Source organism: Paenibacillus sp. PCH8 (genome assembly GCF_002968835.1).
In the GTDB taxonomy this organism is placed as follows: Bacteria; Bacillota; Bacilli; order Paenibacillales; family Paenibacillaceae; genus Paenibacillus.
Genome location: NZ_PKQK01000002.1, coordinates 416,795 through 434,604 on the forward strand (window position 1 = coordinate 416,795; position 17,810 = coordinate 434,604).

16 protein-coding genes and 1 pseudogene are annotated in these 17,810 nt (G+C 45.4%); 2 read left to right on the plus strand and 15 right to left on the minus strand.

Annotated features, from left to right (window positions below):
* Nucleotides 1–31: 31 nt before the first annotated feature.
* From C0Q44_RS30980 to C0Q44_RS14490, 6 genes are all read right to left on the minus strand, one after another.
* A complete protein-coding gene (locus C0Q44_RS30980) occupies nucleotides 32–277 on the minus strand; it encodes a hypothetical protein (RefSeq protein ID WP_258166324.1) in 246 nt (81 codons plus the stop codon).
* Between the two features lie 484 nt (nucleotides 278–761).
* Nucleotides 762–1,145, minus strand: coding sequence for a VOC family protein (locus C0Q44_RS14470; protein WP_105408010.1), 384 nt, complete (start codon nucleotides 1,143–1,145; stop codon nucleotides 762–764).
* Between the two features lie 123 nt (nucleotides 1,146–1,268).
* Complete coding sequence (locus C0Q44_RS14475) at nucleotides 1,269–1,790, minus strand: GNAT family N-acetyltransferase (protein WP_105408011.1); 522 nt, start codon at nucleotides 1,788–1,790, stop codon at nucleotides 1,269–1,271.
* Between the two features lie 33 nt (nucleotides 1,791–1,823).
* A complete protein-coding gene (locus C0Q44_RS14480) occupies nucleotides 1,824–2,348 on the minus strand; it encodes a YfiT family bacillithiol transferase (RefSeq protein WP_105408012.1) in 525 nt (174 codons plus the stop codon).
* Nucleotides 2,349–2,394: 46 nt separating this feature from the next.
* Nucleotides 2,395–2,934: a GNAT family N-acetyltransferase gene (locus C0Q44_RS14485; RefSeq protein WP_105408013.1), complete on the minus strand. Its 540-nt coding sequence runs from the start codon at nucleotides 2,932–2,934 to the stop codon at nucleotides 2,395–2,397.
* Between the two features lie 15 nt (nucleotides 2,935–2,949).
* Nucleotides 2,950–3,390 (minus strand): cupin domain-containing protein, encoded by a 441-nt coding sequence (locus C0Q44_RS14490; RefSeq protein ID WP_105408014.1) that lies wholly within the window; start codon nucleotides 3,388–3,390, stop codon nucleotides 2,950–2,952.
* Nucleotides 3,391–3,628: 238 nt separating this feature from the next.
* Here C0Q44_RS14490 and C0Q44_RS14495 point away from each other — a divergent pair.
* Nucleotides 3,629–4,383: pseudogene (locus C0Q44_RS14495) on the plus strand (sporulation protein).
* Between the two features lie 330 nt (nucleotides 4,384–4,713).
* On the opposite strand, the gene C0Q44_RS14500 reads toward C0Q44_RS14495, so the two are convergent.
* The 7 genes from C0Q44_RS14500 to C0Q44_RS14530 form a co-directional block, all read right to left on the minus strand.
* Nucleotides 4,714–6,681, minus strand: a complete 1,968-nt coding sequence (locus C0Q44_RS14500) for a BglG family transcription antiterminator (RefSeq protein WP_105408015.1) — start codon at nucleotides 6,679–6,681, stop codon at nucleotides 4,714–4,716.
* A 285-nt stretch (nucleotides 6,682–6,966) separates the two neighbouring features.
* A complete protein-coding gene (gene mngB, locus C0Q44_RS14505) occupies nucleotides 6,967–9,654 on the minus strand; it encodes a mannosylglycerate hydrolase (protein ID WP_258166325.1) in 2,688 nt (895 codons plus the stop codon).
* A gap of 106 nt (nucleotides 9,655–9,760) precedes the next feature.
* Nucleotides 9,761–10,879: a PTS fructose transporter subunit IIC gene (locus C0Q44_RS14510; protein WP_105408017.1), complete on the minus strand. Its 1,119-nt coding sequence runs from the start codon at nucleotides 10,877–10,879 to the stop codon at nucleotides 9,761–9,763.
* A 29-nt stretch (nucleotides 10,880–10,908) separates the two neighbouring features.
* The gene (locus C0Q44_RS14515) at nucleotides 10,909–11,226 is read right to left on the minus strand and encodes a PTS fructose transporter subunit IIB (RefSeq protein ID WP_105408018.1); all 318 of its coding nucleotides are present in this window, start codon (nucleotides 11,224–11,226) and stop codon (nucleotides 10,909–10,911) included.
* Entirely contained in the window at nucleotides 11,226–11,681 is a 456-nt protein-coding gene (locus C0Q44_RS14520; RefSeq protein WP_105408019.1) for a PTS sugar transporter subunit IIA, read from the minus strand. The genes C0Q44_RS14515 and C0Q44_RS14520 overlap by 1 nt, the downstream gene beginning before the upstream one ends.
* 268 nt (nucleotides 11,682–11,949) lie before the next feature.
* Nucleotides 11,950–12,234, minus strand: coding sequence for a hypothetical protein (locus tag C0Q44_RS14525; protein ID WP_105408020.1), 285 nt, complete (start codon nucleotides 12,232–12,234; stop codon nucleotides 11,950–11,952).
* Nucleotides 12,235–12,261: 27 nt separating this feature from the next.
* Entirely contained in the window at nucleotides 12,262–12,831 is a 570-nt protein-coding gene (locus C0Q44_RS14530; protein WP_105408021.1) for a DMP19 family protein, read from the minus strand.
* 432 nt (nucleotides 12,832–13,263) lie between these two features.
* On the opposite strand from C0Q44_RS14530, the gene C0Q44_RS14535 reads away from it, so the two are divergent.
* The gene (locus C0Q44_RS14535; protein ID WP_105408022.1) at nucleotides 13,264–14,421 is read left to right on the plus strand and encodes a glycosyltransferase family 4 protein; all 1,158 of its coding nucleotides are present in this window, start codon (nucleotides 13,264–13,266) and stop codon (nucleotides 14,419–14,421) included.
* A 255-nt stretch (nucleotides 14,422–14,676) separates the two neighbouring features.
* Here the strand turns inward: C0Q44_RS14535 and C0Q44_RS31500 are convergent, their stop codons facing one another.
* On the minus strand, nucleotides 14,677–15,087 hold the full coding sequence (locus tag C0Q44_RS31500; RefSeq protein ID WP_308737437.1) for a cellulose binding domain-containing protein: 411 nt from the start codon (nucleotides 15,085–15,087) through the stop codon (nucleotides 14,677–14,679).
* Between the two features lie 346 nt (nucleotides 15,088–15,433).
* Complete coding sequence (locus C0Q44_RS14545; RefSeq protein WP_105408023.1) at nucleotides 15,434–17,650, minus strand: NPCBM/NEW2 domain-containing protein; 2,217 nt, start codon at nucleotides 17,648–17,650, stop codon at nucleotides 15,434–15,436.
* Nucleotides 17,651–17,810: the final 160 nt, after the last annotated feature.

Below are 17,810 nucleotides of genomic sequence, written 5' to 3' on the forward strand. Positions count from 1 at the left end.
TCTATTTTCAATGCATGTAATTCCCCTACTCTTACGAGTTTTTCTTTCTCCACAACGTGGCCCACAGAAAAGGTACACCAAAACACGCTTCATGCTCCTCCATCGACTTCATCGCACGGAACTCGACACACTCGAAGCCATCTTCCAGCATGTAGCGAAGCTTCTCCTCCGTGAATGCAAGACCACCTCGCATCGACTTCTCTTGATACACCTGCCAATCATTCATAACGGTTTCCGGCCCACCAATATCGCCAAAACCCGGAGCAAAACAAGTCATTCCAAAATATCCTCCTGGACGGAGTGCATTGTGGATCATTTCTATGTAGGGAATGCGCTGATGTGGTGCAGATGATGCAGACAACCCGAGTTGTAGACAAGATCATATTCTTGCTCTGGGACCAGTTCGAACACAGAGCGACATTCAAAGTTCACGTCGGTCTGTTCCGATCCTCATAGAACGGCTCCCATAATTGCTTGGCCGATCTGAAGTCCGCATCGAGCATATCATATAAATCCTGCACACGTTTGATCGTCTTTTCCATAACCATATTCCTCCTTAAATTCTCCATTCCCATGCTCAATTTCCGCTATCCATTTCTAGTTATTTTCATTAAATTAGCCACACTCTATTATAACATTTTTACCCAGTATTTCTCTATTTTTCTTGTTCTTTTCCACTCCAAAACATAAGCTTTTTCCCAACAAAAAAACGACCGACTGGGACGTCGATCGTTTACAATAGTGCCATTTGGAGTTGTAATTTATTTCGCCCGTTCCAAGACTGCAAAGTAATTTCCTTCGTTATCAGCAAAGTTGAAGACACGCCCGGTTGGCATCTCGACAATCTCTCCAACCGTTACATGTTTACTAGCCAAGTCGGCATATAATTGATCCAGATTTTCGGTGAAGAACATTAACGAAGGTGTACCCAGATTCACACCCGCCGACATCCGCTCCACGAACTCTTTGTCATGGAGAATAATGCTCGTCTGCGAATCTGGGGTAGGGGCAATCTCAATCCATCTCATACCCTCGTCCAGATTTACTTCATCTACAATATGGAACCCCGCAACTTCCGTCCAAAATGCTAATGATTCATCTTGATTATTGACATACAACATAATCTGGCCGACTTTGCTAAACATGGATCATTCACTCCTCTAATCAAGTAATCACCTAGCATCTTGCTTATCATTCCTTAAATTCCAATAGAGTATAACATGCAGGACGGCTTTTTATCATATTTCTTTGCAAGTACTAAATACATATCACACTTCTTGCATGCCTTTTAACTTCTTCGTCAGATAAAGTACAACATCGTCGTCCATAATCGTTTCTTCACCCGGCTGAATGTAATGATCGTGTCTGTGAACACCGTGACCGTCTGGTATGTACCCGCGATGGGCATATAGAATTTGTGCTTTGCCATAATCGGAAAACACGCCTACACCAATGCCTGCTACATCCGTTCGTTCCAGAATAATTTCCTCTGCCCGGTCCATCAACCGTGAACCAATACCTTGGCGCTGGTACTTCATCAGCACATTGAAATCGTTAATTTCGGGAATGCCTTGTTCCCTGAAAGACGGGTAGTTGGAATACCACAATACATTCACGTATCCGGCAAATTCTCCATTCAACTCGGCTACCAAAGTTACGCGTTCCCCATTCTGTTGTTCAGCCAAGTAATGCAGATACTGTTCGGCGAATCTCCCCCAACCCTGTTCCTGAAACGCCTTTGATATGATTACAGGATCGCTCTCATTTAATATTCTGATATGTACACTCATTGATGAATCCTCCTTAAAAAGATATTTCTCTAGCTATATTCCCAGTCTATCTCGAAGCGATGTGATGTGAGCAACATGGTGTTTGCCATGCCAAGCATACATGCCCAGATTATAATCCAATCTTGTCGTTTCTTCCGATGAGGGATGATAGAATTGCTTGGCATAATCTGCATCAGTCAACGCGTTTAACAGAAACACCCAACGACGATGGAGCGCATCCAGAATCTGAAGCGAGAATTCGACATCCAGGTCTCTTGAATCACTCAGTTCAGCCCAGCGCTCTTCATAATAAGGCCGAATCGTAGGTGTATCCTCTGTCAGTGCAAGCTTGAAACGAATCATACTGTTCATGTGGCTGTCTGCCATGTGGTGAATGACCTGTTTGAGCATCCATCCACCTTCTCGATACGGCAGACTTAATTGCTCTTTACTCAGTCCCTTTACCGCTTCTCGCGCGCGTTCAGGCAGCTCAGCAATGTCCCGAATCCACTGCTCTCGCTGTGCCAAGGTAACTTCACCTGTGTGAGTAAACTGTCCAATTGGATATCTCAAATCCATTGCATAATCCTCCTTGTTTGTATGATTCGATATAGTTAAGAAACGTCTAGGGAGCATATTCCATCAGCCAGCAGTCTCTCATCTGTCCTTCATGCTGCTCATGCTTCTCTAACAGCTTGATCCTTTGGAAACCACATTTCTCATAACAGGATATGGCTCGCAAGTTACAGGCTTGAGGGTCCATGACTACTTTACAGGCTTGCTTTTCGTTAATCAGATAAGCCAGCATGGAATGCATCAACTCTGTTCCAATCCCTTTATTCCAGCAGTTCACCTCACCAATAAACTGGTCCGTTCCATAAATGATCTCATCCGTGTCTCCATAACCATACTCCGATCGTTCTTCTTCCTCAAGCTCATAGAACTGAATGTATCCTATCGGATTTCCTCCATACTCAACGATACAACGAGTAGCACCATCATCCTGATTGTAAAAATGTTCTCTTACCAGTTCCAGATCATGCGGCCGATCACGGCCTTCATAATATTGAAGGACTTCCGGGTCAGATAGCCACTTCACCAGATGATGTTCATCTTCAATCTCCAAGAAACGTACGGTGATTTCATTCGATTCATAGATTAGCATCACTCTGCATACTCCTTAATCATCCTTTGGAAGTAGTTCTTCCTCCGCCAAAGATTGAGTTAGCCTATCCAACTCAGGTGATGATGTCCAATCACTGGAGGTATTTGTGCCATGCTTGATGGTATGGATAACGCTGTGGGCTGACATGTATAAATTATGGTGTACTCCCGGCTCTACAATAATGTGATCCCCTTCACCCATAACTCTTATTTCAAGAATCCAATCATGCGCAAAATTTGCATAAGCGATCCAACCGGACTGCACAACATAGAACTCGGTTATATGGTTATGAAAATGGCTATTTTGCCATGCTCCATGGGAAGAGGCAACTGTTCTGCAATAATAACTGCCGTCTTCTGCTATCATTTTATATTTCTGTTCTCCGTTAGCCATCTGCTCGAAGCTGGTTTTGATACCCGTCTCACCCGTTTTCTGTTCTGAAAATTCTGTATCCAATTGGCCTCAACTCCTTACAGCCTGCCAAACGTACTTGCGCCTACAGGTCCCTGACAAAAAAATCCTTTACCCAAAACATTCGACATAGACAAGTCGATTCTCCTGTTAAATTCACGATATATTTTACTAAAATTTGAAACGCTTCTCTTCCAGCTTCCGTATTAAGGTCGAAGTCGTATGTATCCCCTATAATAAACCATCTGATCTGGAGGTTGAGTACATGTCATTTTTCAAGAAAATGTTAGCCAGTGTAGGTGTTGGAGCAGCCAAAGTAAATACGGAATTGCACACATCAGAGGTCACGCCTGGAGGAATCATCTCGGGGTTGTGTACATTGAAGGTGGAGATGTGGAACAGAACGTAGATCGAATCTATCTTTCAATCAAAACCCATTACATACGGGAGCACGATGATCGTAAAGTAAAAGAAACAGCCGTTATAGCCAAATATCTGCTCACCGAAGGTTTCACCTTACAGCCTGGAGCCAAATTGGAGAAAGACTTTTCATTTGACCTCCCAGAAAATCTGCCAATTACACTGCATCGTGCAGAGGTATGGGTGGAGACGGGCCTCGATATTTCAAGTGCTGTAGACCCCTCAGACCGGGACAGACTGCATGTTGTTCCTAGCAAAGACATGAACACCGTGCTCGATGCAATTGATATCCTTGGTTTCAAACTGCGTGAAGTGACCAATGACTATGCACCGAAGCTGGGCGGCAATCTGCCGTTTGTGCAGGAATTCGAATATGTACCAACCAATAAATTCCGTGGACATCTGGATGAGCTGGAAGTCATGTTCTATCCGATGGGCGATTCACTGGAACTGCTATTACAGATCGACCGCCGCGCTCGCGGGCTCAGTGGAATGTTCTCGGAAGCCATGGGTACGGATGAAAGTTTCGTCCGCCTGCATCTGTATGAAAGACATCTGGCGCGAGGTGCGCATTCTGTCGCTCAAGGTCTGGAAGAGGTCATTTCCAAGCATTTATAGTCTATAGTCTGTGTAAACGAAATAAACCGTCCTCTATCAGACAAACTCTGATGAAGGACGGTTTATAGGTTGGGACAGTTTCACATAGTAACGAGCTGATCTATATATGTTCCATTTAACAATTACACGATAACGGAGAGGACAGAAATAACTTGAAGAAGCAAAGCGTTCGCCTAAAAGCTTTCTGAAAGAAAGCTGCATCGGAAGCATACGCTATCCACGGATTTTCCCCTTTCGAAAAGGGAATCCAAAAAATCTGGGGATAACAGCGATCGGAAGGTTATTCTGTCATCGGAGTGTCCGTGTAAATATCCATAATGAACATATATATTAATACACTTCGGTACTTTTCAGACTCAACGTTTCACATACAATCTTGGCAAAGGCATCGAAGCTGTCACAGGATCGCAGGCTTTCCAGTTGCTCCTCCTGCCGGATCAATTCTACAAACAAATCATAGATCCCCATCGCCTGCTCGTAATCCTCTTTGCAGATGGATAACATAAATACAGCATGTACTTCATTTTCCTCATCCCACGGAATCGGCTTCTCTAACAAACATACGGATACGGTCGTACGGGTTGAACTCAGCTCCATGGGATGCGGAATCGCCATACCTCTTCCAAGCGCGGTTGAAGCCATCTTTTCCCGCTCCTGCACAGCTGGCCAGAATTGCTCCGTTACAATTCCCTTCTCCAACAGCGCCCCGCTCATCTCCGCCATAAGTGTCATTTTGTCAGGCTGATCGGACCGAAATATGAACAACTCTGGATCAAAGTAACGCAGCAATGTCATTTCTTCCCGCTCATCACTGGCTCGCACCAGATGAGTAATCGTTGCCATGTCGCGTTCGGATGGAATCGCAGCAATGACAGCCGACGGTTTGCCTTTGGACTCCCGTAACCGGATCGTAGAAATGACCAAATCTTCTGGCACACTCCCCATCTCCTCGTACTCCCGAAGCGAAACTACACGGGAGACCTCCAGCTCAGCAAATAACGAACGCAATCTCGATTCAAGAATACGCGCTGTGCCGTATCCTGATCCACAGACGAGTAATACGGATTTCCGTTTGCGATGAGGAATCTGATATTTACGTTCCAATGCTGCACCAATGTGGAGAGCCAGGTAACCAATCTCGCTGTCATTGATCTCATGAGGTACGTATGTCTGCAGCTGTTTCACTGCACTAATCGTAATCTCATAGGCCAGTGGATAATATTTACGTATATGTCCCAGCAATGGATTCCGCATATTCATGCCATGTTCCAGTCGTGTGATCATGGGCTTCAAATGAACATACAGATCATTCGGCAAGCGTTCATCATCACGCAGATCATAGGTGTACCGATCATAGATATGACCCAGCATCTGCTGTACAGCAACATATAACGGATCACTTCGAAGTCCATTCCAATCGGTAGCGGTCATTTTTTTGCTAACAATATGAAGCAGCAGATAATTTCGCTCTCCCACTGGACAATGAATGGAATATAAGGACTCCAGATCCTGAATAATCTGCTGTGCAAGTTGCTGATCCTGCAGATTCGCCTCTACGTTCTCGAATCGCTCCAGTTCATGCCCCTGTTTGATACGCAATACCATAACCGCCAGATGCGTAATCAGATCTTTCAGTGCCACATCTGCAATACGAACATCCTGTTTGCCTACATGGCGAATGACGATCTCGCGGATGTGCGCGGGTTCGATTGGGTACAACAAACGTTCCTGTGCAGAAGTCATGCCTTCCGGTCCCAGTTCTTCATCTCGCGCATCGGCATACTCGGCAAGGCAATAACGGAATCTTTGCTCGTCTCCAACAACCTTTACACCATGTCCTGGCTTAATCTGAAGCTGAAGCTGGTAGTTCTCCAGAATCTGACGAATGATTTTCAGATCATTGTTCATTGTCGCACGGCTTATAAACAGTTGATCAGCGAGGTCTTCCATCTTGATATGACCTGGTTCACCAAGCAACTTGAACAATTCATAACGTATGCGTTCATCCGGTGACCCAGGTATTGGCGCACCTGCTTGCCGATCATCCTGTCGTTCCTCCAGCAGTTCATCATACCGCTTCGCATCATGTACATGAATGGAATATCCCCGTCCACGCTTGGACTCCAGACTCCCGCCATGTCCTGCAAGGATGTGATCCAACTTTTTCAGATCATCCCGAATGGTACGCACCGTAACTTCCAGCCTGTCTGCAAGTGCTTGGCTCGTCCAAGCCTGTTCCTGCCCTTCACCGTGAATGAGATGGAACAGCCTTTTCAACCGTTTAGTTGGAAAAATCATATCGATATCCGACCTCCCTTCTGATCATCGTTATAAGTTCACTATATAAGTTGAACTAAAGATTATTTACACGGACACTACGAAGACAGAATAACCTTCCAATCGCTGTTATCCCCAGATTTTTTGATTTCCTTTTCTGAAGGGGAAAATCCGGGGATAAAGGCGAACGCTTTGCTTTTTCAGTTTTTTTCTGTCCTCTCCGTTATCGTGTAAATGATTAGTTCAACTTATATAGATGTCATGAACATTGGATCATTCTGCGTACAGCTAACTTTCTAAGTGATGTTATTCTGAAATTTTGCTTACAAGTACAGTCATCAATTTGCAATGTGCGAGTTCCGGTAGACGAACGACCTCTTCTCCATCGGTTAACCTCTGCTGAGGCTCCAGTGGTTGTTCACCAAGAGATACACGCTCTGCATGTACAGGCTGATTGAACTGCATGTTCGCTTTTGCAGGCTGTGACAAATACGGATTGAAGACACGTACAATGTAACCCTCACTCTGCTCTGCTTTCTTAAAGCTACTTAATACCACGTTGGAATCGTCGCTAAACGACATCAGGCTGTAGTCGGTTTCCAGCACACGTTCCTCATCACGGAAAGCAAAGATCAGTCGTCCGTTCAAAAAGTCGCATAGCTGATAACTGCTGATTGGTGTCAAATATTCACGCGCAGCACGAGCTACATTCGCTTCGTCGAACCCAGAAGTCTGGATATGCAAGCCAAAGGTAAAGGACAATTCCCCGAGCAATTGCGCATCTGGAGTAGCCACAATTTTCTCACCGGAGGCCCGTCCGGGGCGATACAACAGGTTTTCTTTACCCATGAAACCGAAAGTGCGGAACAAGGTCAGGGCAATGGTATCCATATGCTCGCCAACAATCTCGTACTCACGTACACCTTCCGTCATCACAGCCATACCATGCGAACCGTTGTTCAACCCGGCATAACTCTGCATCGCTTCAATGGTGATCGGTTTCTCCTGCCATTGTTCGCGCTCCCATACCTCCACTTCTGGCAATGAGGTTGGACGAGCAATCACACCGAAAGGCTGATCTGCAATGGATAGGGCGGAAGCAATTCCTGTATCAAAAAGGACACGCAGACGGTGGCTGAACACCTCATTCTGCACCTGAACCTGGAAGCGGATCAGCTTCTCTCCTTTGCGAAGAGATATCTGCACCTGCATTGGCAATGCTCCTGATGTGATGCCTGCGGCGCGCTCTTCCAGATCATAGGGAACATCCAGCGTGAGACGCAGGGAGAGTGTCTGGGATACAGACGTTTGGGTAGTCGTTGCACTCATCTGACTGCCTGCAGAAGAAACAATCAGGTCTCGCTCGGGTGGAGAATAGTTGTAGGAATCTCCGTCATCCCCATTATCTTCAAAAACCATTTGATCCGCATACACTTGGCCTGATCGCTTGTCTGTAATTTGCAAGGTGCCGTTTGCTTGTAGCGCAATGGTGAAATGTTCATTTTCAATCGTGTCCCCGTTACGCCGCTCCATGACAGGTGCAGCACCCTGACTGAAATCAAACACAATCTGGGTGTAGCCCATTGCCGGAACTTCTTGCAGTTCTACCAGCAGTTTGGCACGATATACCCGTTCTGGCAGATGGACTTTGCGACTTGGATTAAGATCAATATGCTGTCCAAGCACATAATCGGTCTGGTCTACTTTTTCCACAATGCTATAGGCCAACTCGCGCCCCTTCGTATCCCGAATCACAAAGGACTCTTCCGGAATATAAGCTTCGATCTCGGTAACCCCGCCTCGCACATACGGTAGCGTGTTGAACAGGGTGAACGCAAATGTCTCCTCTTGTTGAATCGTTGAAGCAATCATCCGCATATGGAGGTCGAGCAGATTCAGTGCGATATCATAGGCTTGTTTGTAACGGAATGCAACGTCCTGATTCGTTGTATCGCTGTTACAGCCACCGATGCTGTCATGTGCCGCATTCTCAAACAATAGCTTCCAGATGTCCTCAACAATGCGATGCGGGTAATCATGCCCGAGAGAATGGCTAATCGCAAGTACAGGTTCGAGCGTATTGGCGATCAGATTCTCAATCCGGTTATTCTGCTGCTTGAGATCTGCACGAGTGGAAAAAATGGATTTGTGAATGCGCATGTGCTTGGCTTCCATTAATTCACCCCGAAGTACAGGCAGATCCTGACTATCCGCTTCGATCTCCTCCAGAAAACGTTCCGGTTCATTCATCACATATTCGCGTTCGGTATCCAGCGCATTGAAGCTTTCAATCAACTCCGGCAGGTTCAACCGGACAGGCGCCTGATCAAACCCATTAGGGAAATAGATATGTTTGGTGGAGGCTTTCCGTTCAAGTGCACCGATCTGTTTCTCCAGATAAGGAATCAGATCTTCCTCATTTTCCGGAATGTTACCACCGTAGTAATACCCGAATGGCATCTGTACCGCAAATACACGGCTGCCATCCGATCCTTCCCACGTAAATTCCGTATGTGGATTCGTATTATCCGAGACGCCACGCCAGAACAGGAAACGTTCAATGCCAAACTCACGATAGATCTGCGGCATCTGTGCCGATTGTCCAAACGCATCCGGGACATAACCAACCTTCATCGCATGTCCGTACTTTTGTGCTGTTTTCATACCATAATACAGGTTTCGGACCATGGATTCACTGGAAATCACCAATTGATCCGTCTGTGTATACCAGGGTCCCGTCATCAGTCGTTTGGCTGAAACCAGTTGGCGGATCCGTTCCTCATCTTCGGGACACCAGCGGATGTAATCATCCAGCAGCGAGCCCTGTGCATCCAGCAGGTAATAATGAAATCCATCGATTTTCTCTAGTGCGTTCAATATTTCCTTGACGTGTTTGACGAGATACACTTTGGAACGGGAGGTCGTAAAATACCATTCCCGGTCCCAGTGTGTATGTGGAATCACATGTACTTTGGTACGATTGCTCTCACTCATATCTCTATATCCCTCCAGATGCTTTTTAAAGGTTGCTCCGCTACTCCATTTCTACCTTCATCCCATCTTCTCGATACTGAAAACCGATCTTTTTGAACATGTACTTTTAGTCAAAAACGAGTTCGATTTCTTCCCCGTTTTTCTTCACCGAAGCTTCCTGAGTCTTGGCAGGCTGTTTCTCTTCTTCACCGCGGAAGTTCACCAGCATGGTGCCACCCGCGACAATCAGTGCGCCGACGATGCCTCCGGCGAGGTACGCGATTGGGGTACCTACCGATACAGCTCCATATAACCCACCGATCGGTGGCATGATGATATGTGCTCCCAGCAATGCAGTCAGAGCAGCACCCGTTGCACAGGCAAACATGTTGACCAGAATCATTTTGGCAGGGTTACGCAGTGTGAACGGAATTGCACCTTCCGTGATACCGATCACGCCCATAATCACTGCACCTTTTCCCGCTTCCTGATAGGTTTTGGAAAAACGTTTCTTCATCAGCAATGTCGCCAAACCATAACCAAGCGGCGGAATGCAGATGGCAATATTGATAAAAACATTCGGCAGATAGACACCGGACAGGAACAGGGCGTTGCCTGCCATCCATGCCGCTTTATTGACCGGACCGCCGAGATCGAATCCGATCATCGCTCCCAGAATAATGGCAAGTAGAACCGTATTCGTTCCGCTCTGGCTCATGTTTTGAACCCAAGCAATGAGATACTCATTCAGTGCGCCCAGCGGGCCACCCAGAATGACTGCCATCAGAAATCCGGTTAAACCTACGGTAATCAGCGGTAAAATGATTAACGGTACCGAGCCAGCGGCCGGTCCTGTAATCTTGACTTTGTTTTTGACCCATAAGGTGATGTATCCGGCAAAAAAACCGGAGATCAACGCGCCCAGGAAACCAGCGTTGGTCTGCTGTGCCAGCACCCCGCCGATCAGACCTGCGGCCAGCGCAGGTTTGTCGGCAATGGAGTACGCAATATAACCGGACAGGACAATCGTCAATAGTCCGATGCCGCTCCATCCTACATTTTGCACGAGATATAAAATATGCAAGAATCCGCTTCCATCTTTGTACGGATCAAGATCAGTAATGCCCATCGTTAGTGCGATAATTTTACATATGGCAACGACCAGGGAACCCGCGATAATGACCGGCAGCAGATAGGAGATACCTGTCATTAGATGTGTTTTTGCTTCACCAAACCATTTTCTCATCGTACTCTCTCCTCATGTGGAAGGTGGGGTTAAACTTGTGCGTTCACAGCCTCGACGGCTTTGGTTAATACCGCTTCTGCCTGACTTACGGCATGACCGATTTTGACACGTACGACTTTTTTGTCGCCAAACCGATCCATGTCCTTCACCGTTTGATCCGCTGCAATCAGTACAAAATTCGCTGCTGCAATGTCCTCTTCCGTCAGCTTGTTGACTTGACCCATGGCACCCTGTTGTTCCACTTTGATCTCATAGCCCAGTTGCTGAGCCGCTTTCTCCAATGCTTTGGCGGCCATCGGGGTATGGGCGAGACCTGCAATACATGACGTTACACCTACGATTTTCATTATGACACCAGTCCTTCCGTATATTGATGAAGCAAAGCATATACCTCTTCCGGCTGCGCCGCTTCTGCAATGGCCTCTTTGAATGAATCTTCAAGCAATAAAGTGGCAAGTGAAGAGATGATTTGCAGATGGGATACATCTACATGACCTTTGGGCACAAGGATGGCAAAAATAGTTTTTACCGGCTTGCCGTCATGTGATTCCCAATCAATCGACTCGCGTAATCGAATGACCATCACTGCCGGACGGGTTACAACTTCACTCTGGGTATGGGGAATCGCAAAGTGATCCTGAAGTCCGGTGGAGTAGACACGTTCGCGTTCCCACAGATCAGCCGCAAGTTGTGCACGGTTTGTAGTGATGCTGTAACGCTCTGCCTCCGCAGATATGAAATCCAATACGTCCTCTTTGCTATGCAATGTCTGATCGAGATAAATCTGATTCGTTGTAATCATGATCTCTGTCTCTCCTCCTCTCTCTATCCAAAACGATAAGCGCTTACAAGATCATTGTAACGGATTCTCCCTGAACCTTGGATCTAGAAAATTTCCCCTTCCAAGCGGAAAAACATTAGCGCATAGATTCGAATGGAACCTGACCACATCCTGGAATAACAAAAACCCCGAGTCGGTTGACTCAGGGCAGGGTTCAGCGGGTTATACAGCAACGGGACTGTACAATAATAACCGGACGTAGTATAGCATATTCCATGGATGTCCGATCTCAGGAACGCTGTGTCCAGCGCTGCATGCCTGATCGAAGACCGTAATATGCAGCGGCGAGCAAAATGAACCCGGCAACAGCCATGATCATGGAGGTTGTATCCCATCGAACAATAGTTCCAAAGGCAACCTTGGATTGCATTGGCGTACCCGATGAAGCAGTGTTCATTAGATCAGGTACATAATTCTTGGTCGTGATCATACCTTGAACGACATTCCATGCTACAAAACCGATGATGAATAACAGAGTAACCAGAACGGATTCCGTTGCTAATCTTTTGTTCATGTTAGTGATTTCGCCTCCTCTTCCCATTCAATTAGACAAGAAGTGCTGCATCTCCTTTTTCAGACGATCTTTGTTGGCATCCACATACTGATAAAGCAAGTCGAAGCTTTCTTCGTTATCCGATTGCATGCTTAAATTGCCGGCTTCCAGCTCAATTTGCTGCAATACCTCATGAATCTGTTCCCCGTGTGTTTGCAGGCTTGTCGTGATGTCATCTTCGGACAGGCCATTCACATTATCTCGTAATTGCCCGTGCGTTACCCCGCTTTCGGACAATATCTGCTCAATCTTCTTCAGGATCAAGGTATCTGCCTCATTGCCGATCCGCTCCATGGCTGCTATTGTCTCACCGAGATACTGCCCGCTGGTATTCTCAAGGAAACCGGTCATACCATTCATGGACAGCTCGGTATCCAAATCTATGATTAGAATGGTATCTCGCAGTACTTGCGGGAGTTCCGGTCCACTCTCTCGAATCGTCGCAAATTCAGCCCGATATAGGTCCATGGCAATACCCCCCACCACTTCTTCACCCGAGATCTCTTCAAGCTGATCGAGTGGTATCAATTCTTGCAGTTCTTCTTGTAACTTGTTCATCTTTCTCTGCCTCCTGTATCTCTCTGTCTGAATAGTTTAAACGAATTTTTTACACTGGACCACTACGCGGTCAGAATAAACTTCCGATCGCTGTTATCCCCAGATTTTTTCATTCCCTTTATTAAAGGGGAAAATCCGGTGATAAAGGCGAGGTGTATGCTTCCGAAGCAGCTTTCTTGCAGAAAGCTTTTAGCTTCGCTTCTTCAGTTTTTTTCTGCCCTCTCCGTTATTGTGTGAATTTCAATTTCAACTACGCCGACACGTTATTACATCATAGCAGAATACGCTATACAAGTTGAATTTATAGAAGATCGTATTGTGTATCACTTTTATCAAATTTACAGGGAATATTGCCAAGTTAACGTGCACTTGACCTCGGGAAAATGATCCGCTGTTATGATCTTGGCATCACGAGTCTTGGGAGGGGTAATGATGCGCCTGGCCTTGTTCACAGACACCTATCTTCCGGAAACCAATGGTGTTGCTGGCACGCTCCACCGCTTGAGTAACCATCTGAACCGCAAGAGAATTGAACATCTGCTGTTTACTCCGAAGTCCGTCATTGAAGGAAGCCAGGAGACTCAAGTCCGAACCGTTGCCAACATTCCCTTTTTTTTGTATCCCGAATGCCGCATTGCGCTACCTAGCAGAGCAGCCATGCACCAACAGTTGCAAGCCTTTCAGCCCGATCTGATGCATATCGCCACACCTTTTAATATGGGGCTACACGGTCTGAGGTATGCGCTCAAAGATCATCTTCCCCATGTTGTCTCCTACCATACCCACTTCGATCGTTATCTCGAATACTACCGGTTGAAAAGCATGATTCCGCTCTACTGGAAATACATCCAATGGTTCCACCGTGCCTGTGATGCAACACTCACTCCATCGCAGGAAACGCTAAACACATTACAGGTCCAAGGTATACAGCGTTTAAAGCTGTGGTCCCGCGGGATTGACTGCAACCTCTATTCCCCCGATAAACGCAGCTCGGCGATCCGCGAACGTTACCATATTACCGCTCCACTTATTTTACTCTACGTTGGACGCATTGCCCCTGAGAAAGATATCGCCACACTAACCGCCACCATGCAGCAGATGCCCGAAGAGATGCAAACCCGTGTTCACTGGATTATTGTTGGTGATGGACCTTCACTTCCCAAAATGCGTATGCAGGCTCCATCCAATGTTACCTTTACAGGATACATGCATGGTGAAGAACTGGCTGCTATGTATGCTTCGGCAGATATGTTTGTGTTTCCATCCGCTACAGAGACATTTGGCAATGTGGTGCTGGAAGCGATGGCTTCAGGCTTACCCGTTATGGCAGCCAATGCCGGTGGGGTGAAGGATTTGGTGGCACATCACCGTAGTGGCGTATTGTTCGCGCCAGGTCAGGCAGGTGCACTAATTCGGGAGATATGTCTCTGGGGACATCACGGGAACCAATTGAGAATGATGGGATTGGAAGGCAGAAAGCTTGCGGAACAGCGGTCATGGGAGCATATTTTTGATACACTGATCGGGGATTATGAGGAAGCTATAGAACATCGGAACAGACGAATGAAAAATCGAATTATTATAGCGTAATCAGATGTCTTGAAGTTATCCCAACAATGAATTCAACCGGCTCTGTATCGGTAAAGTTAAACCGGTTCGCACGTTCAGGCTGCCCCAGCATATACACGCTGCTGCGGTCAGCCTGAATAGCGGATACGCTGAGCGTTAAGGTGTGACCCCGGAAATCAGGGTGTCATTCTGATGCAGGGTTACCTTGTTCCACACGTCATAGGAAGTCTGCGTTGGACGGAAGCAATAGTCATTATTTTCGTTAAAATCCCCCAATTATCCTTGTGAATACGCAGCTGGGATGTCTCCCGTCTGACCTCCCGCTAGTAGAGACCCTGCACCCGAAGTGAAACCAATCTCGACATAGGTATCTGCATTCGTGCCCGTGACACTGCCGAGGCTTGTCGTAATGTTGGCTGCTCCAATCTGTGCCCAATCGATGATCGTATTCAATCCTTCGGAGCCATCTTTCGTGAAGTAATAACGGATCTTCAGACCACTCAGGTTCACAGCGGATGTACCATTGTTTTTGATATTAAAATAGGGCTTGATATGATTGTTCGTTGCATCGGTATCTGCCGCTCGATATTGCAGAATTAGATTCGACGTTGGCGTGGTAGTGCCCGCCTGCGGTGTCGCACGCTGTACAATATAACTCGTTGATCCGGGAGATGCACTCCAGTTCAGAGCGCAAAGCGAAAATTATACAATACAAGCCAAAAATTCCGTATGATAAGGAAATCCCGCTGGTTTTGTATAGCGCTGGAAGATCACTTCTAAGGTTTATCAAGTGCTAAGCTTTTTCATAAATTACTATTTATAAATTGGCCTTGATAAGGCACTAAATAATTTGCTTCAAATCCTCCGATAACTTAAATAGATCCTATTATCTTTATGCTAATTTCCTTTGAAATTTTAACGGTACCTCTATACTAGACTTTTATTCTTATTAAAGTTACATATTCTCAATCAACCCTAAAGCAAAAAGAGAGGGAATGCCCCTCTCTTTTTGACATGCTTTAACCTTACAACATTATTTAACAAGACGGGCATTTACCCAATCGGCATGGTCACTATTTATACCATCTCCACCATCTGTTACAATAAGTTTTAGCTCATTCTTTCCGGAAAGATTAACGTTTACCTCTTTTGCCGCTATATTTTTATTCATCACACCACTGGAAAATACAACTTGATTGTCTACAACAACTTGGAACTCCACAGTACCTACGTCACCTACATCACCATCTACCCCGACTAGCGCGGCAAAGGATGTGTAATTCCCATCCAGTTTGTAAACAATTTCACTGTTAGCATGTGTGCCCAAACCTTTGATATAGGTCTTGTCATTTAACTTAAGTGTATTTCCATCAGCATTACGATCTTTTTGAATTGTTCCCCAACCTGTTGTGGCAGAAAACCAATCCATATCGCTAAGATACGTTGTTACAGGTGTTATTGGATCGGTTTCAAAGATTTTAATCTCACTTGCAGAGGCAAAACCATTTGTTCCACCGCCTTGAGGTACTTCAAGGCGAACATATTTAGCAAGAGTAGGTGTAAAAGTTACTGTCTTTTCTGTGTTGTCCTTTGCCCAAGTGCCTGTTGCAACCTCAGTGAATGTTACCCCATCAAGACTAATCAGGATTTTATAATTTGTAATAATACCATTTTCTCCACCAGTTTGTCGTGGTAGATAGGTTAGTTTGGAGAATGTAGATGGAGTTGCGTACTTTGCTGTAATATTGTAAGGGAACTGATTTTGTCTATTCCATTCACTGTGCCAGATACTATTTGTATCTCCATCAAATGCATTTACTGCGGCATTATTAGAACTTGAAGTCTCTTGACTATTTGTTGTTACCCCAATGACACCCTTTACCTTATCCATTCCATCAGTCGGTTTAATGATGTTATACTCTGACCCAAACCAAATTGGTGCAGTTAGAAGAGTTAAATTCAATGAATTAATCTTGTTTCGTGTTGCATTTGTTGCAGACAAACCCCATTTATCAAAGAATGGCGTCAAGTCATAGTGAGCTACTTTTGAAGTGTTTAGAATAAATGCCTGTTTTTTCTGATCATCTGTAGTTGGCAAATCAGCTTTTGCCGTCTCACGATACAATCGATGTAACTCTGGGTAGAAGTTATCCCCAAAAGCAAGATTAAGTTGCCACAACATTTCTAATTTTGAACTAGAGTCTGTAAAATTCTTGGTTGGCTGATCTACAAACGTGAACGCAGCTAAATACTCACCAGGGGACCTTGCAGGTTCAGCAGGATAAAGAGCCTTCTTAGCAGCTAGAGAATATAGATTTACGGTCACCTCAGTCATATCACCCCAAGTCCAAGGACCTTGTTGTCTCAAATGACCTGCTTCGTGATACTGCCCCCAACCCATTCTTGTGAGGTCTAAAGAATCGGCGTTTGCTCCAGTACTTGTAGGCATAATCGCCCCATCCCAAGTTGCATATGCATATGCTCCGCCTGTGTAGTTTGGTTGCTCAATAATGCCAATCAAATGTTTATCTAAATGATGTCTAGGATCAGAATCAGAATTTGATAGTCCAGAAATTTTATCCTGTGCTCCAATAAACGTATCATAAGTCTGTAAAACAGGAACGGGGTCTTGATTCAAGATATGGTCTCTAGCAGAAGCATATGTGAAGACTAAGAGAGCTTTTTCTGATTGAAGAACAACAGAAGGTGCATCAGGATAAGCACTCATCATTGCCTGCCAATCCTCTTTGGTGTTCTTGCCTAATACAAAGAATGGAACCGGACTACCCCCACTCACTACATTTACATGAATACTACCTTCATTGTTGCTGTTATCAAAAGACAACAAACCGCCATTTGGTGAGGAAATTGTGTTTATACCTACTTGTAATGGATACCTAATCGCCCACTCTTCATCATGACGATGTGTCCCAATAACCGCTGTAATTGGTTTGTTGCCTGTGACTTCAATCATAATTTGTTCATTAGCTTTTGCATATAGACCTGTTGGCTGAAATATTTTTCGCGCATCTGCATACCCCGCCGCTCTACGCTCTCGCTCGCCTTCCGCCCATATATCTCCAATGGCTTTCACTACAAAGTTTCGCTGAACAACAAGATTACTTTGCTGTGTGATGGCGGCCTCTGAAGTTTGGGCTAGTACCTCAGATGGCGAAACAGGTACTACAACTGCTGTTGCTGTTAAAACCATAAGAGATAAAACCTGAAGTGATTTCTTGAATTTTCTCATCAAATCCTCCTAAAATTAATTAAATTTATGCATAGCTGGCATTTAAGTGCCGGCATATCCATCTTGGTAAGTCATCAATAGATTTCAGACTAATATGTCCTTTTACATTACAATTTTCACTATTTATTCATTCAACTTTCGCATCTTAAATCCTTGATAT

What these genes read in the sequence shown, in the direction of transcription:
- C0Q44_RS14480 (WP_105408012.1), bottom strand. Translation starts at nt 2,348, where the DNA reads ATGGATTTGAGATATCCAATTGGACAGTTTACTCACACAGGTGAAGTT.
- C0Q44_RS14545 (WP_105408023.1), bottom strand. Translation starts at nt 17,650, where the DNA reads ATGAGAAAATTCAAGAAATCACTTCAGGTTTTATCTCTTATGGTTTTA.
- C0Q44_RS30980 (WP_258166324.1), bottom strand. Translation starts at nt 277, where the DNA reads ATGACTTGTTTTGCTCCGGGTTTTGGCGATATTGGTGGGCCGGAAACC.
- C0Q44_RS14535 (WP_105408022.1), top strand. Translation starts at nt 13,264, where the DNA reads ATGCGCCTGGCCTTGTTCACAGACACCTATCTTCCGGAAACCAATGGT.
- mngB (WP_258166325.1), bottom strand. Translation starts at nt 9,654, where the DNA reads ATGAGTGAGAGCAATCGTACCAAAGTACATGTGATTCCACATACACAC.
- C0Q44_RS14485 (WP_105408013.1), bottom strand. Translation starts at nt 2,934, where the DNA reads ATGCTAATCTATGAATCGAATGAAATCACCGTACGTTTCTTGGAGATT.
- C0Q44_RS14475 (WP_105408011.1), bottom strand. Translation starts at nt 1,790, where the DNA reads ATGAGTGTACATATCAGAATATTAAATGAGAGCGATCCTGTAATCATA.
- C0Q44_RS14520 (WP_105408019.1), bottom strand. Translation starts at nt 11,681, where the DNA reads ATGATTACAACGAATCAGATTTATCTCGATCAGACATTGCATAGCAAA.
- C0Q44_RS14510 (WP_105408017.1), bottom strand. Translation starts at nt 10,879, where the DNA reads ATGAGAAAATGGTTTGGTGAAGCAAAAACACATCTAATGACAGGTATC.
- C0Q44_RS14525 (WP_105408020.1), bottom strand. Translation starts at nt 12,234, where the DNA reads ATGAACAAAAGATTAGCAACGGAATCCGTTCTGGTTACTCTGTTATTC.
- C0Q44_RS14470 (WP_105408010.1), bottom strand. Translation starts at nt 1,145, where the DNA reads ATGTTTAGCAAAGTCGGCCAGATTATGTTGTATGTCAATAATCAAGAT.
- C0Q44_RS14530 (WP_105408021.1), bottom strand. Translation starts at nt 12,831, where the DNA reads ATGAACAAGTTACAAGAAGAACTGCAAGAATTGATACCACTCGATCAG.
- C0Q44_RS14515 (WP_105408018.1), bottom strand. Translation starts at nt 11,226, where the DNA reads ATGAAAATCGTAGGTGTAACGTCATGTATTGCAGGTCTCGCCCATACC.
- C0Q44_RS14500 (WP_105408015.1), bottom strand. Translation starts at nt 6,681, where the DNA reads ATGATTTTTCCAACTAAACGGTTGAAAAGGCTGTTCCATCTCATTCAC.